This is a genomic window from Lacisediminihabitans sp., from assembly GCF_036404185.1.
Classification (GTDB): domain Bacteria; phylum Actinomycetota; class Actinomycetes; order Actinomycetales; family Microbacteriaceae; genus Lacisediminihabitans.
This window is the reverse complement of sequence record NZ_DASWPB010000053.1, coordinates 1-14,264: the sequence shown is the minus strand read 5'-3', so window position 1 is coordinate 14,264 and position 14,264 is coordinate 1. Positions and strand designations below refer to the sequence as shown.

Sequence of the window (14,264 nt, the reverse complement as noted above, 5' to 3'; positions counted from 1 at the left end):
GGTGACCCGGGCCTTGCCGAGCCGCCGCCAGGTCTGATCCGGGTCGAGCTCCGGTGGGGCGAGCAGCCAGGGTCTGCCGTCGACCATCGTCATGGTGAATCCGGAGGCATGCAGCAGGTGATGGTGGGCGGGGCAGAGCAGCACCCCGTTGTCGATGTCGGTCGGCCCACCGCGTTCCGCCTCGATGACGTGGTGGGCGTGACACCAGCCCGGCGGTGCTCCGCAGGAACCCCAGACGCAGCCGCCGTCGCGAACCGCGAGCGCTCGGCGCTGCGCGGGGGTGAAGAACCGCTCGAGGTGACCCTCGTACAGAACCTCGCCGCTGTTGCCCAGCAGCACGGGCCGGAGACCGGCGTCGCAGGCGAGCTCCTTCACCGTCAGACCGGAGACCGGCTCGATCACGTCGTCGAGCCAGCCGACGCCGGTTCCGCTCTCGAGGTCCTGCAGTCGAATGGTCGCCATGACGGTCGTCGTCGGACGGACTCCCGGCGAGCGGATGCCCGCGGTGACGAGTCCCAGGAACACGTCGAACTGGCGCTGCTCCCGGCTGCGAACGTCGCGGACCGTCGTGACGACCTCCCCCGTCTCGGTGACGACCGACTCGGTACCGGCCGCGAGATCCTCCGCGCCGAGAAAACGGGGTTTGACGTCGGGCGCGGTCGACTCGGCGAAGGCCGCCCGCAGCAGTGCGGCGGACACGGGATCGGCGGCGCCGCTGAACGGGGTGAGACCGTTGCGCTCCCGGCCGAGACGAAATCCGCGACGCTGCCGGAGTTCCTCCTCCCTGGGTCGCGCGCCGTCCGGATCGAGGGCCTCCCGCCACACCCGCGCCCGGGTGGCGACGAGGTCTGCCGATTCGTGTGTCGCGGCCGTGACCAGGGCGCGCTCGGCCTCGTCCATCAGCTCCGTGTCGGCGCAGCGCTGTTTCGCCTGATCGAGGCAGCGGACGATCTGGGCCGCGGCATCCACACCCACTCCGCCATCGGCGACTCCCGCGGCGAGCACCGGGTAGACGGGGTCGAGCCGCTGCCCGGCGAGGGTGCGCCGCACCTGGATGGCCGCGCCGAGCCGGATCCGCCGCTCCGCCTCTGCCTGAGACGCCCTCGTCAGCCTCTCCACGAGGTGTGCACCACGACGCTCGCCGAGCCGATAGGAGAGGCCGGCGCTGCCGAGCTCGAAGCGCGAGCGCTCCTCGATCTGCGCCGCCGACAGCGCTCGGAGGGCGTCGACGAACCGGCCCGCCCGCTCGATGCCGCCGACGAGGGCGCAGAGATCCTCGTCGCCGAGCGCGGCGAGGTCGAGACCCGCGAGCTGCCCGAGCAGGCTCGTCGCCTGCTCGATGCTCGCCGCCATCTGGTTCATGATCACAGCCTGCCAGCAGCCACCGACATTCCTTTTGTGCTGATCAGATGCGCATTACCACGGTGGACAGCAGACGGATGTTCGACCTGTGGAGGAGAGGAGAGGAGAGAAGAGAAGAGAAGAGAAGAGAAGAGAAGAGAAGAGAAGAGAAGAGAAGAGAAGAGAAGAGAAGAGAAGAGAAGAGAAGAGAAGAGAAGAGAAGAGAAGAGGAGAGGAGAGGAGAGGAGAGGAGAGGAGAGGAGAGGCCGCCAGACCGGAAGCCCCCCCTACGACGAGGGCGAATCCGCCGTGACCGCAGCGATCTGGTCGCTGGTCAGCGGAACCCAGGGCGAGGCATCCGGGTCCGACGATGCGGTGTCCGAGGCATCCGGGCTCTCGCCCTGCGTCCACCACTTCGCCTCGTACGGCACGCCGGCGAAGAGGACCCGGTTGCCCTTGACGTACGCCGTCGTGTCCGACCAGTTCGGGTAGGTTCCCGCAGGAAGCGTCGGAACGGGGATGGGCTTCTCGCCCTTCAGCACCGGTCCGATCAGCGTCCAGGGGGTCTGGGTGTCGTCCAGCACCGGGTTGTCGGGAAGGTCTCCACTGGTCCACCACTTCGCCTGGTACACGTTGTGATGCCAGACGACCTTGGTCCCCTTGAGGTAGGAGCCGGTCGACGTCCAGATCGCGTACGGGCTGGTCGCCGGGTCGTCCTTCAGGGCCGCGGGATCCGAGGGCTCCGCGGTCGTGATCGTGCCCGCGGAGAATCGGGGCTGCCCGGTGAGCGTGGAGCTGAGGAGACGGGCGAACCTCCCCTGGCTCTGGACGACCCCGCTGCAGGCGTCGGAGACCACGGTGAGGGTCGCATAGTTCGCCCCGCACGACCGATCCCGGTTGAGCGACCACATGGACACCCGGCCGATGCCGTGGTCGAGCACAAACGCGTTCAGCGCCTTGGCGTCGGCAAGGGTGAACACCTCGGCGCGCACGTCGTTCTGACCGATCATCGGCGTCACGCCGATCTTGCTCCAGAGCGTCGTGGCGGACAGATGGGTGCCGGACTGCCGATACAGGATGCCCAGCTGGCGCTCAGTCGCGGTGAGCGCCTGAGTGGTGCCGGCGAGCTCGCTCGTCCCCTGCGGCAGGCTGCTGCCGTAGTCCATGGTCATGGCGTTGACGCCGGCGACGTCGAGCTTCGCGGCGAGCGCATCCTGGACCACGGTCTGGCCGTCCTGGTCGAGGCCGGTCGGCGACACCGGAAGAGTGAACCAGACGGCGAGATCCTTGCCGGCCGACCGCCGATCGTGTTGGACGAGCGCGAGCGCCGCGGCGCGACGCTGATCGACGACGGAGTCGGTGAGGCTCGCGCCCTCCACGTCGAGGTCGATCGTGGTGAGCCGGTAGCGCTCGATGACGGCCGTGTACGCGGCGGCGAGCTTCTTGACGTTCGTGCACTCGGTGGCGAGCTCGTTGCCCGCCTGACCGCCGAACGAGACGGCCACATCGCCGCCGTTCTGCTGCAGGCGGGCGATGCGCCGATCGAGGTCGAGGGATGCCGCGGCATTCTCGAGCGAGTATGCGCCGCCCCAGCTGGGCTCACAGGAGTCGCCGGGGGTGGAGACGATGAAGGAGAGCACAACGTTTTTGCCGGAGGCCGCCGTCGGGGACTCGAAGGTGAAGGAGGGGGTGGCGGTGACGTCGGCGTATCCGGCGAACCAGGCCTGCGTCTTGGGCTCGGCGGACGCGGTCATCCACTGCACCCCCAGTAGGGAACCGGCGATCACGCCCGCGGTCACGACGACCGCGACGACGAGCCGGGGCAGGGAAAGCCTCCTGCGGGTGCGCGGTGCCCCGGGAACGACGCTCATGCGGCGACCTGCTCGCTCTCGGTCGGAATGGTGTGGGCCACCGAGGAGAACTCCTCCTCCGCCCGCGGAAGCGGCGCATCCGGATGCCCGTGGTACAGCACCGCTCGCCAGTCGAAGCCCTCCGCGGGGGTCGGCTCGCTCTCCTTCGAGACGACGGGCCTCTCGACGAAGAGCCAGCTCGTCGCGCCGACCCAGACGTCCACGATCGAATTGAGGATGCCGATGTGGGAGAGGATCGACCAGGCGGCGAGCACCGCGTTGAAGACGGCGAACGCGGCGTTGCCCCAGTTCTGCTCGAGGATGTCGCGCCACAGCGTGAAGAGCGAGAAGGCGACGATGAGATACGGCGCGACGATGTACCAGACCGGAGCGGCCGTGTGGTTCTTCACCTTGGGCGTCCGCGCGAACGGGATCTTCCTGCCGGTGATGGCCTGCTGCAGCGACTTGAGCACACCGGCCAGGTTCACGGGCAGCAGGATGAGGTTGAAGCCGTAGATGCGGAGGACGTCGGATGCCTTGTAGCCGGTCGACCGGAGGTCGCTGCCCATCGCGAGGAAGTACGGCAGGGCGGCGCACAGCACGAGCGGGCTGAGCAGGCGGGAGTCGTAGGGATAGGCGAGCAGGAAGACGAGGCCGAAGCTCGCCCACGCGATCGACGACATGTAGTTGAGGCGCAGCAGCAGCTCGATGCGCGACACGCGCTCCCCGTTCCGCTTGCGCTCGGACAGCTGCCGCCAGAGCTTCGGCAGGATCAGCAGACCGCCGTTGGCCCAGCGCCGGCGCTGCACGATGAGGGAGCCGAAGTCCGGAGGGGTCGCGCTGTAGCTGAGGCGTTCCGGATAGTTCACCAGGGTCCAGCCGTGGGTGCCGAGGTCGATGCTCGACTCGGTGTCCTCGATGACGGTGCGGTCCTGGACGTAGCGGCGGATCTCGAATCCGCCGATCGTCTCCACCTCGACGATGTCCTCGAGGGCGCGCTTGCGGATGACCGCGTTCGCCCCGACCCAGAAGGTCGCACCGTAGTAGGTCATGCCCTGGTGCAGGATGTGCTGCAGGTCGGTCGTCGCCCCGGCGAGGCGCTCGATGCGGGTGCCCGCGCCCCGGAACGAGGAGTACGGCGTCTGGGTGACGGCGACGCGGGCGTTGTCGGGCTGCTCGAGCAGATAGACCAGGCGCAGGCAGTAGTCGCGCAGCAGCAGCGAGTCGGCATCGAGGGTGAGCAGGTACCGCGTGTCCGGGACGTCGAGGTCGCCGAACAGCGGGTCCTCGACCCGGCGCAGGATCGTGCCGTCCGGGGTGCTCTCGTAGCGGTAGCTGCCACCCATGAGGCCGATGTAGGAGTTGAGGTTCATCGCCTTGTTGGCCTCGTGGGAGAGCGAGGCGTACCGCTTGCGCTCGAAGGTCGTGAGCTCCGCACGGAAGGTCCAGGCGAGGCGCCGATACAGCTCGGCCATGCGGTCGCTGGCCAGCGCCGCGCCCTCGTCGGCCGCGGCCCGGAGCGCCTGCGAGACGAGCTCCAGCTCACCGCTCAGTCCGCCGAGCACCTCGTCGACGAAGAAGCGGTCGACGTGATCCACGTTCTCCTCGGCACCGGCCATGTCGTCGAGCCAGGCGGCCGCCCAGGCGTAGTGGTCGGCGAGCGTCGAGACGGCCGCGGTGTCCGCCCATCCGGACCGGGTCTTCGAGAACTCCCGCTCGGCCTCGGCGAAGCGTGCCGCGGGCACGGCGATCGCCTCGGCGATGTCGGAGGTGATCTGTCTGGTCGCGGCGAGGCGCGCGGCGATCGCCGGATCGGTCGGGAACGGCGGGTCGTCGAGCAGGAGGACGACCCGGAGTGCCGGATACTCCTGCAGAGCGGCGGACCACAGCGTCTGCCTGACCACCTGCGGTTCCTCGGCATAGGACGGCACGAGAACGGTCATCGAGCCGGTGTGATCGGCGAAGTGGCGGTCGAGTTCGGCGCGAGGGACCCGGACGTGGCCGCGGAACCGCTGCAACGCGCCCTGCCTGGCCACGAGGTACATCAGGGCCGAGAAGCTGAGGAAGGTGACGACGATCAGGTAGGAGGTCGCCTCCATCGTGAACCGGAAGTTCGTGCCGTTGTCCATGAACTGGCGCACGATGGTCGAGACGACGTAGAGCGCCCAGAACACGATCGTCGCGACGATCGCGAGCCTGCCCATGGTGAGGGCGCGGTCGCTCGGTCGGGCATGAATGGTCGGCAGCGGCGCGGTCCGCCGTTCTGAGCCCAGCTGCCGTTTCCGGGCTGGTGCCGCAGTCGTGGTGTTCGTCATGGATCAGCAGGTCCTTACGAGAGCTAGCACGTTTCGGGTCGTGCTTCGGGAAGCCCTCGTTGACAGTAGCTCCGATTCCGGGCTGTATGTCCCCCAAAAGGCGGACAGAGGCAATCCTTCGAAAGCTTGCGCTTTCAGTCGGGAACCTTGAGGAAAACCTGCGCAAAACCGGCGGGAATTGCCAGCCCATTCCCCGGCACGGCATCCACTCCCGGGAAATCCCGGGCAGGGTCGGGCCGCACCCGCCTCCTCGGCAGCGCCGGGGGCGTTCGGGTAGTGGTCGTGGGCCTCAGTCGACCCGGCGGCCCAGGTGCAGCACGGCCGCCTGGGTCCTGCGCTGCAGGCCGAGCTTGCTCAGCAGGCTCGACACGTAGTTCTTGACCGTCTTCTCGGCGAGCGAGAGCTCGGCCCCGATCTGCCGGTTCGTCATGCCGTCGGCGATGAGGGCGAGGATCTGCTCCTCGCGCGCGCTCAGCGAACCGAGCCGGGGATCGGCGGTGCGCTCGGCATGGATCCGCTGCACGACCCGCTTGCTGAGCGAGGGGTCGAGCAGCAGGCGCCCCGCGGCGACCTGACGGAGCGCGTCGATCAGACCGCTGCCCCGGACATCCTTGAGCACGTATCCGGAGGCGCCCGCGAGCACGGCGGCGGAGATCGCCTCGTCGTCGTCGTAGCCGGTGAGCATGAGGCAGCGGATGTTCGGGTCCTGCGAGCGCACGTCCCGGCAGACGTCGATGCCGCTGCCGTCCGGCAGCCGCACGTCCAGCAGGGCGACGTCCGGCCGGGTGGCCGCGATCCTGGCCCTCGCCTGCGCGACGGTCGCCGCCTCGCCGATCACCTCCATGTCCGCCTCGGCATTGATCACTTCAGCGATACCACGCCGCACGATCTCATGATCGTCCAGCAGAAAAACCCGGATCACAGTCATCCAGTCCTCTCTTCGATGTTGTCGAACGGCACGCTCCATCGCACACGCGTTCCATTCTCTCCCGAGTCGAAGACGAAGGTTCCGCCACGACGTAGTGCACGAGCCTCGAGATTGGCGATGCCGCTGCGCCGTACCGGCTTGGCCACGCCGGTGCCGTCGTCGGTGATCTCGAGCACCACGAGCCCGTCCGAAGCGGACAGGGAGACCGAGGTGTGGGAGGCGGATGCGTGTTTGGCCGCGTTGGTCAGCGCCTCGCGGGTCACCGCGACCACGTCCCCGGCGAGATCGCCGGTCACCACCAGGTCCACCGGGCCGGAGAAGCCGACACTCGGCGTGCGGCCGAGTGTCGTCGCCAACTCGTTGGCGAGGTCGATGATCGCGTGTCGCACGCTGTCGTGCGCGCCGCCGTCGCCGGAGGACAGCGCGAAGATGGCGGTGCGGATCTGCGCGATCGCGACGTCGAGGTTCGTGACCGAGGCGAGCAGCCGCTCCGAGGCCGGGGACGGCGCCAGGGCGCCTGCGAGGCTCTGCAACTCGAGGCCGGTTCCGAACAGCTGCTGGATCACGTGGTCGTGAAGGTCGCGGGCGATGCGACCGCGGTCCTCCAGCAGCAGCATCCGCTCCTGGGTCTCCCGTGCCCTCCCGAGCTCCATGGCGACGCTCGCCTGCCCGGCGAAGTCGGCGGCCATCTCCAGGTCCGCCGTGGTGAACCGGGCGGCACCGCGAAGCCGGGCGACCAGCAGGACACCCTCGGCGTTGCCCGCCGAGATCAGCGGGACCGCCATCGTCGGGCCGAGCTCCCTGCCACCACTCAGCACGATCTCGCTCGGCACGGCATCGTCCACCAGCCGGGGCTGCCTGCCCTCGAGCACGCTGCCCGCGATGGATCCGGACAGGGAGAGCGTCCTACCCTCGATCGTGTCCTCGTCGACTCCCCTCGCCGTGCCCACGACGAGCACGGCGGGGTCGTCGGTTGGCAGGACCACGCAGACCAGATCGGCCTGGGCCAGGCTGAGCACCTTGCTGACGAGCACGGAGATCGAGTCGCTCTGTTCCGTCGACAGCAGGGCCGCCGTGATCTCCGCGGAGGCCGCCGACCACGCCTGCCTGCGCTGGGTGTCGGCGAACAGCCTGGCGTTGTCGATGGCGAAACCCGCCGTCGCGGCGAGGGCCGTGACCAGCTGCTCGTCGTCGGCGCTGAAGCCGCCCGAGAGCTGGTTGCTCAGGTAGAGGTTTCCGTACACCTCGTCGCGCACGCGCACGGGCACGCCGAGAAAGCTGTCCATCGCCGGATGGTTCGCGGGAAAGCCGGCGGAGCGGGAATCGTCCGTGAGGTGCTTGAGGCGGATCGGGCGGGGATCGTCGATGAGCGCGCCGAGCAGGCCGTGTCCCTCCGGCGGATGCGCCATGCCCGCGACCGCGTGGGCATCCATCCCGACCGTGATGAACTGCTCCAGGCCGCCGTTCGGCGCGATGACGCCGAGCGCGCCGTACTGGGCGCCGACCAGCTCGACGGCGGATTCCACGATCCGTCTCAGCACGACGGACAGCTCGAGCTGTTCGACCACCGCCTGGTTCGCCCGTAGCAGGGCACGAAGACGGCCCTGAGTGGCCAGCACCTCGCCGGCCCGCTCGACCAGATCGCTGAGCGCCCTGTCCAGCTCTCCACGTGGAGCATCCGGAAAGGTCAAGAAGTCGTCGTCTTTCGACACCGTTTTCCCTTGGCTCATGCGGTTCACCAACCCGCTCGAAAAGGTCCGAACGGGTACACCAGCGAGTTTATCGACCGAATCCCCATCGAATCCCGTGAGCACCGCACGCAGCGACGACCTGTTGGGACTTACGGCCCTGTTTTGCCGACTTCGGAACCGAGAAACTTAGGGGGCGCGACGAGGAGCCACTCATATGAAACTTAGCATTTTTGTCGGAATCGACGGATCCTTGCCCAGCCGCGCCGCCGTGGCCTGGGCCATCAGACGTGCGGCGACCACCGGCAGCACTCTACACCTGATCCATGTCGTCGACGACGAGTGGGGCGCCGTCAGCCAGGACATGCTTCAGGAGGTCCACGGCGCGGCGACGCAACTGGTCGAGGGCGAGGTCGAATTCGCCCGCTCTCTCGACCCCTCCATCACCATCGGAACCCGCCTGTTGTGGGGCGACCCGATGATCGAGCTGGCCGAGGCCTCCGCGGATGCCGGACTGCTCGTGGTCGGAACGCACAAGACCGGATTCCTGCGCGGGAAGGCCTTCGGCTCGCGCAGCCTGCAACTGGCCGCCGCCGCCCACTCCCCCGTCGCGATCGTCCCTGAGCTGTCGGCGAGCTCGCGTCGCGGGATCGTCGTCGGGGTCGACGACTCGGCCGCCGGCTGGGCCGCGGTGCGATTCGCCGCCGCGGAGGCCGGGCGCACCGGCCAGGATCTCACCCTGGTGCGGGGATGGCGACTGCCATCGCTGCACGCGGAGAGCGAGGATCTCGCCTTCGACCACGAGGCCCACGTCCACGCGGCGGTCGAGCGGATGATGGCCACGGCGCTGGAGATCGTCAAGGAGATCAGCCCGGAGACCGCGGTGCGCAGCCGCAGCATGCGCCGCACCCCGGCGGAGGCCCTCCTCGACGCATCCGTCGCCGCCGATCTGCTGGTCGTGGGAAGCTCCCGGCGACATGGCATCGCGCAATCAGCACTCGGTCCGGTGAGTCATGATGTACTGGTGAATCTCGGCGGACCGACCATCGTGGTCCACGGCGAATCGAAGGGGTCACAATCCCCTTCCGCCTCACCAGCCGACAATGACCTGACTCTCTCTGCCACCTCGGATGTGAGCCAAAACGGGAGCAACGCGTGAACGGTATCCTGAGTCCTCTGGTCCTGTCCCAGTGGCAATTCGGGCTCACGACGATCTACCACTTCCTGTTCATCCCGATCACCATCGGGATGGCGACCACCACCGCCGTCTTCCAGACCGCGTGGTTCCGCACCGCCAAGCCGAAGTACCTGCAGCTCACCCAGTTCTTCGGCAAGATCTTCCTGATCAACTTCGCGATGGGCGTCGTGACCGGCATCGTGCAGGAGTTCCAGTTCGGCATGAACTGGTCGACCTACTCGCGGTTCGTCGGTGACGTCTTCGGCGCACCGCTGGCGATGGAGGGCCTGCTCGCCTTCTTCCTCGAGGCGACCTTCATCGGCCTGTGGATCTTCGGCTGGGACAAGATCTCGAGGCGCGCGCACCTGGCGACCATCTGGCTCACGGCGGCGGGGACCATCATCTCCGCGTTCTTCATCCTGGCGGCCAACGCCTTCATGCAGAACCCGGTCGGCTACACCATCGACAAGGCGCGTGGTCGAGCAGAGCTGACCGACATCTGGGCCGTGCTCACCAACAAGGTCGCCCTCGCGGCGTTCCCGCACACGATCGTCGCCTCGTTCATGGTGTCGGCCGCCCTGGTGATCTGCATCGCCGCCTGGCACCTCTCTCGCAACCAGCATCAGGACACGATGCGTCCGGCGCTCAAGTTCGGGCTCTGGACGATGGTCGGCTCCGGCATCCTGACCGTGCTCACGGGAGACCAGCTGGGACTGGCCATGGTCTCCACCCAGCCGATGAAGATGGCCGCGGCTGAGGCGCTCTACAAGACCTCGACGGGCGCGGACGCCTCCTTCTCGATCTTCACCCTCGGCACGCCCGACGGGGTGAACGAGCTGTTCTCCATCCGCATCCCGTACCTGCTGTCGTTCCTGTCGACCCACACCCTCAACGGAACGGTCGAGGGCATCAACGACCTGCAGGCGCAGTACCAGACCCTCTACGGCCCTGGGGACTACACCCCGATCATCTGGATCACCTACTGGGCGTTCCGCTGGATGATCGGTCTCGGCATGCTCGCCGTCATCATCTCGATCATCGGCCTGTGGGTGACCCGCAAGGGTCGCTCCCCGCGGCACACCTGGATGTGGCGCGTCGCCGTCTGGGCCTTCCCGCTCCCGCTCGCCGCCATGATCGTCGGCTGGATCTTCACCGAGATGGGCCGACAACCCTGGATCGTGTTCAGTCTGCTGAAGACGAAGGACGCGGTCTCGCCCAACGTCACCGGACTCGACGTGCTCATATCGATCCTCGCGTTCACGGCGATCTACGGGACCCTCGCGGTCGTGGAGTTCCGCCTACTCAAACGTGCGGCCCAGAAGGGGCCGGATGATGCGCCGGCCCTCGACGAAGAGTCCGGCCGCCCCGCCGAGACCGTCACGGTGTATTAGGAGCAAATGATGGATCTCCCCCAGCTGTGGTTCGGAATCGTTGCCTTCCTGTTCGTCGGCTACTTCGTGCTGGACGGCTTCGACTTCGGGGTGGGAATGGCGCTGCCGTTCCTCGGCCGCGACGACGTCGACCGTCGCATGATGATCAACTCCATCGGTCCGGTCTGGGATCTCAACGAGACCTGGCTCATCGTCGCCGGCGCCTCGCTGTTCGCCGCTTTCCCCGAGTGGTATGCGACGCTCTTCAGCGGGTTCTACCTCGCCCTCCTGCTGATCCTGCTCGCACTCATCCTGCGCGGTGTCTCGTTCGAGTACCGCCATCACCGGCCGGAATCCCAGTGGAAGAAGTCCTTCGACCGGATGATCGTCGTCGGCTCGGTCGTGCCCGCCCTGCTCTGGGGCGTCGCGTTCGCCAACATCGTCCAGGGCGTCGCGCTCGACTCCGGCCACAACTACACCGGCACCCTCTTCGACCTGCTGAACCCCTACGCGCTGCTCGGCGGCCTCACGACCCTGCTGCTCTTCTTCACCCACGGCGTCGTCTTCATCACCCTGAAGACGGACGGCGATCTGAGAATCAGGGCCAGGGCGCTGGCCATCCGCTCCGGCATCCTCACCGTCGTCGTGGCGGCGGCCTTCCTGCTCTGGACCAACCTGGCGAACGGCAGCGCGCTCTCCTGGCTGCTTGCCGCCGTCGCGGCCGTGCTCCTCATCGGCTCCGTGCTGGCGAACCTCCGCTCCCGGTCGGGCCTCGCCTTCCTGCTCATGGCGCTCACCATCGCCTTCGCGGTGGTCGACCTGTTCGCCGCCCTGTTCCCGAACGTGATGCCGGCGACCGATCCGGCCAACAGCCTCACCATCGCCAACGCCTCGAGCACGCCGTACACCCTCACCGTGATGAGCTGGGTGGCCCTGGCGTTCCTTCCTCTGGTCGTCGCGTACCAGGTGTGGACCTACTGGATCTTCCGCAAACGCATCAGCCGCACCTCGATCCCGGTAGACGCCACCCTGCCAGTGAGCTGACCGCGCGGTGCGCCCCCTCGACCCGCGGCTGCTGCGCTACGCCTCCGCCTCCAGGGCCTTCCTCGCCCTCGGCAGCCTGCTCGGCCTGATCCGCACCGGCTGCATCGTCGCCTTCAGCTGGCTGCTGTCCCAGATCGTCGTCGGCGCCATCGCCGGAGAACCGCTCGACCGGCTGATGGGCCAGGTCGTCGCCCTCGGCACCGTCGGCCTGCTGCGCGCGGTGATGATCTGGCTGATGGAGGTCGCCTCCTCGCGGGGCGCCGCGCGGGTCAAGAGCCAGCTGCGCAGGCGACTGGTGGAGGGCCTCGCCCGCCTGGGACCCGGATGGCTCGCGCCGCGGAACAAGGTCGACGTCGTGTCCACCGCCGGTCCAGCACTCGAGTCCCTGGACGGCTATTTCTCGCTGTTCCTTCCCCAGCTGATCCTCACCGCGATCGCCACGCCCGTCATCGTCGTGGTCATGTTCGCCCAGGACGTGACCAGCGGGATCATCGTCGTCGTCACCCTCCCGCTCATCCCGATCTTCATGATCCTCATCGGCCTGGCCACGCAGACGGTCCAGCGCCAGCAGTGGATCGTGCTCTCCCGGCTGTCGAGCCGGTTCCTCGACGTGGTCGAGGGGCTCGCGACCCTCAAGATCTTCGGCAGGCAGAACCGCCAGATCGATCGGATCGCCGGCGTCACCGAGGATTATCGACTCGAGACGATGAAGGTGCTCCGGATGTCGTTCCTCAGCGGCTTCGCGCTCGAGCTGATCGGCAGCCTCTCGGTGGCCCTCGTCGCCGTCTCGATCGGGCTCCGCCTCGTCGACGGCCATCTGGGCCTCGGCGTCGGCCTCTTTGTGCTGCTGCTCGCGCCGGAGGCCTTCCTCCCCGTTCGCCAGGTCGGCGCCAACTATCACGCCGCCGCCGACGGCATCGCCGCCGCAGAGGGCGTGTTCGAGATCCTGGACGATGCGGATGCCGCCGGCCCGGCCCGCACGGATGCGCCGGCGACGACGGTCCCCGCCCCCGCGGGCATCCGCTTCGACGAGATCACGATCCGCTACGACGACCGGGTGGCCGTCGAGGCCTTCTCGGCGGAGGCGGCCCCGGGGCGGCTGACCGCCCTGAGCGGTCCGAGCGGCGTGGGGAAGTCCTCGCTGTTCGCCGCCGCGCTCGGATTCGTCCCGCACGAGGGGACCATCACGATCGGCGGCGCCGCCTCGGGGCCCGGACGCCTCGAGCTCATCGCCTGGGCTGGCCAGGGCGCCCGACTGATCGAGGGCACCGTTGCGAGCAACGTCGCCCTCGGCGCCACGCATCCGGACGCCGCCCACCTGGCCAGGGCGCTGCGCCTCGCGGCGATCGACGAGCTCCTCCCCCAGCAGCCGGTCTCGATCACCGGGACCGGCTTCTCCGGCGGTCAGGCGGAGCGCCTCTCGATCGCCCGCGCCATCTACCGCGCCCTGGACCGCAACTGTCCCGTCCTTCTGCTCGATGAGCCGAGCGCGGCGCTCGACCGCCGATCGGAGGCGGCGCTGCTCGACGGTCTGCGGCAGCTGGCCGAGGAGGGCCGGACGGTGCTCGTGGCCAGCCACCGTCCCGCCGTGCTCGACGCGGCGGACGACGTGATCCTCGTGAGGGAGGCGAGCCATGCGGAATGATCGCACCAGGGAGGTGCTTCGGCTCGCCCAGCCCCGTTTCGCCCTCTTCGCCCCCGGTCTCTTCTTCGGACTGCTGTCCTCGCTGAGCGCGATCGCACTGCTCGCGACCTCGGCCTGGCTGATCACCAGGGCATCCGAGCATCCGCCCATCCTGTTCCTCAATGCCGCGATCGTCGGGGTCAGGGCGTTCGCGCTCGGCCGGGCGGCGTTCCGCTACACCGACCGGATCGTCAGCCACAACGCGGCCCTCCGGCAGCTCTCCGGGCTCCGGGTCGGCATCTACCGCCGCCTCATCCCGCTCGCCCCCGACGGGCTGGGGAGCACCGGGCGCGGAGACCTGCTCACCCGGCTCGTCAACGACGTCGACGAACTGCAGAACCTTCCGCTGCGGGTCGTGCAGCCCCTGGTCATCGCCGGCCTGACCGGACTGCTGAGCGTGATCGGCGCGGCCATCCTGCTGCCGGCGGCCGGCCTCATCCTGGCGGTCGCCCTGGTTTGCGCCTTCCTGCTCTCCGCGCTGACCCAGTCGGTGCTGGCGGCGCGGGCGGAACGGGCGATCGCGCCGCTTCGCGGAGCACTCACCGAGCGGCTCCTCGAGTTCGTGACCAACCTCGACGTCTTCCTCGCCTATGGCGTGCTGCCGGAGCGGCTGGAGGCGCTCGAGGCCGCCGACGCCCGGCTGCGCTCGGCGAGCCTGCGACGCACGATGGGCGCCGGCGCGAGCACCGCCATCCTGTCCCTCCTCTCCTCGGCAGCCGTGGTCGGGGCGCTCGTCGTCGGGGTGCCGGCCCTCGGCGGCCGGCTGAGCGGCCCGGCGCTGACGGTTGTCGCCCTCATCCCGCTCGGCGTCTTCGAGGCGATCGCGTCGGCTCCGCTCGCCCTCGGCGTCTGGCGCGAGGTGAGGTC

The 14,264-nt window shown here is 68.6% G+C and carries 11 protein-coding genes; 6 read left to right on the top strand and 5 right to left on the bottom strand.

The features are described from left to right. On the bottom strand, nt 1-1,362 hold a 1,362-nt coding region (locus VGC18_RS02950; protein ID WP_331094059.1), incomplete at its 3' end, for an HNH endonuclease. A gap of 88 nt (nt 1,363-1,450) precedes the next feature. Between VGC18_RS02950 and VGC18_RS02945 the strand changes: the two genes are divergently transcribed. Then, a complete protein-coding gene (locus VGC18_RS02945) occupies nt 1,451-1,654 on the top strand; it encodes a hypothetical protein (protein WP_331094057.1) in 204 nt (67 codons plus the stop codon). Here VGC18_RS02945 and VGC18_RS02940 read toward each other — a convergent pair. The 4 genes from VGC18_RS02940 to VGC18_RS02925 form a co-directional block, all read right to left on the bottom strand. After that, a complete protein-coding gene (locus tag VGC18_RS02940; RefSeq protein WP_331094055.1) occupies nt 1,629-3,212 on the bottom strand; it encodes a chitinase in 1,584 nt (527 codons plus the stop codon). The genes VGC18_RS02945 and VGC18_RS02940 overlap by 26 nt on opposite strands. Continuing rightward, nucleotides 3,209-5,506 carry a glycosyltransferase family 2 protein gene (locus VGC18_RS02935; RefSeq protein WP_331094053.1) on the bottom strand — a complete coding sequence of 766 codons (2,298 nt, stop codon included), beginning with the start codon at nt 5,504-5,506 and terminating at the stop codon, nt 3,209-3,211. Before VGC18_RS02935 ends, VGC18_RS02940 begins: the two co-directional genes overlap by 4 nt. 289 nt (nt 5,507-5,795) lie before the next feature. Then, nucleotides 5,796-6,434: a response regulator transcription factor gene (locus tag VGC18_RS02930; RefSeq protein WP_331094052.1), complete on the bottom strand. Its 639-nt coding sequence runs from the start codon at nt 6,432-6,434 to the stop codon at nt 5,796-5,798. After that, nucleotides 6,431-8,164, bottom strand: coding sequence for a GAF domain-containing sensor histidine kinase (locus VGC18_RS02925; protein WP_331094050.1), 1,734 nt, complete (start codon nt 8,162-8,164; stop codon nt 6,431-6,433). The genes VGC18_RS02930 and VGC18_RS02925 overlap by 4 nt, the downstream gene beginning before the upstream one ends. A 175-nt stretch (nt 8,165-8,339) precedes the next feature. On the opposite strand from VGC18_RS02925, the gene VGC18_RS02920 reads away from it, so the two are divergent. The 5 genes from VGC18_RS02920 to VGC18_RS02900 all read left to right on the top strand — a co-directional run. Next, nucleotides 8,340-9,281, top strand: coding sequence for a universal stress protein (locus tag VGC18_RS02920; protein WP_331094048.1), 942 nt, complete (start codon nt 8,340-8,342; stop codon nt 9,279-9,281). After that, entirely contained in the window at nt 9,278-10,690 is a 1,413-nt protein-coding gene (locus VGC18_RS02915) for a cytochrome ubiquinol oxidase subunit I (RefSeq protein ID WP_331094045.1), read from the top strand. The genes VGC18_RS02920 and VGC18_RS02915 overlap by 4 nt, the downstream gene beginning before the upstream one ends. Nucleotides 10,691-10,699: 9 nt before the next feature. Continuing rightward, nucleotides 10,700-11,713 (top strand): cytochrome d ubiquinol oxidase subunit II, encoded by a 1,014-nt coding sequence (gene cydB / locus VGC18_RS02910; protein ID WP_331094043.1) that lies wholly within the window; start codon nt 10,700-10,702, stop codon nt 11,711-11,713. A 7-nt stretch (nt 11,714-11,720) separates the two neighbouring features. Further along, a complete protein-coding gene (cydD, locus tag VGC18_RS02905; RefSeq protein ID WP_331094041.1) occupies nt 11,721-13,358 on the top strand; it encodes a thiol reductant ABC exporter subunit CydD in 1,638 nt (545 codons plus the stop codon). Then, a partial coding sequence (locus tag VGC18_RS02900; protein ID WP_331094038.1) for an ABC transporter transmembrane domain-containing protein occupies nt 13,348-14,264 on the top strand: 917 nt, incomplete at its 3' end. The genes cydD and VGC18_RS02900, both read left to right, overlap by 11 nt.

Coding starts and splice junctions, on each gene's coding strand:
- VGC18_RS02925 (WP_331094050.1), bottom strand. CDS start 8,164: ATGAGCCAAGGGAAAACGGTGTCGAAAGACGACGACTTCTTGACCTTT.
- VGC18_RS02940 (WP_331094055.1), bottom strand. CDS start 3,212: ATGAGCGTCGTTCCCGGGGCACCGCGCACCCGCAGGAGGCTTTCCCTG.
- VGC18_RS02930 (WP_331094052.1), bottom strand. CDS start 6,434: ATGACTGTGATCCGGGTTTTTCTGCTGGACGATCATGAGATCGTGCGG.
- VGC18_RS02935 (WP_331094053.1), bottom strand. CDS start 5,506: ATGACGAACACCACGACTGCGGCACCAGCCCGGAAACGGCAGCTGGGC.
- VGC18_RS02920 (WP_331094048.1), top strand. CDS start 8,340: ATGAAACTTAGCATTTTTGTCGGAATCGACGGATCCTTGCCCAGCCGC.
- cydB (WP_331094043.1), top strand. CDS start 10,700: ATGGATCTCCCCCAGCTGTGGTTCGGAATCGTTGCCTTCCTGTTCGTC.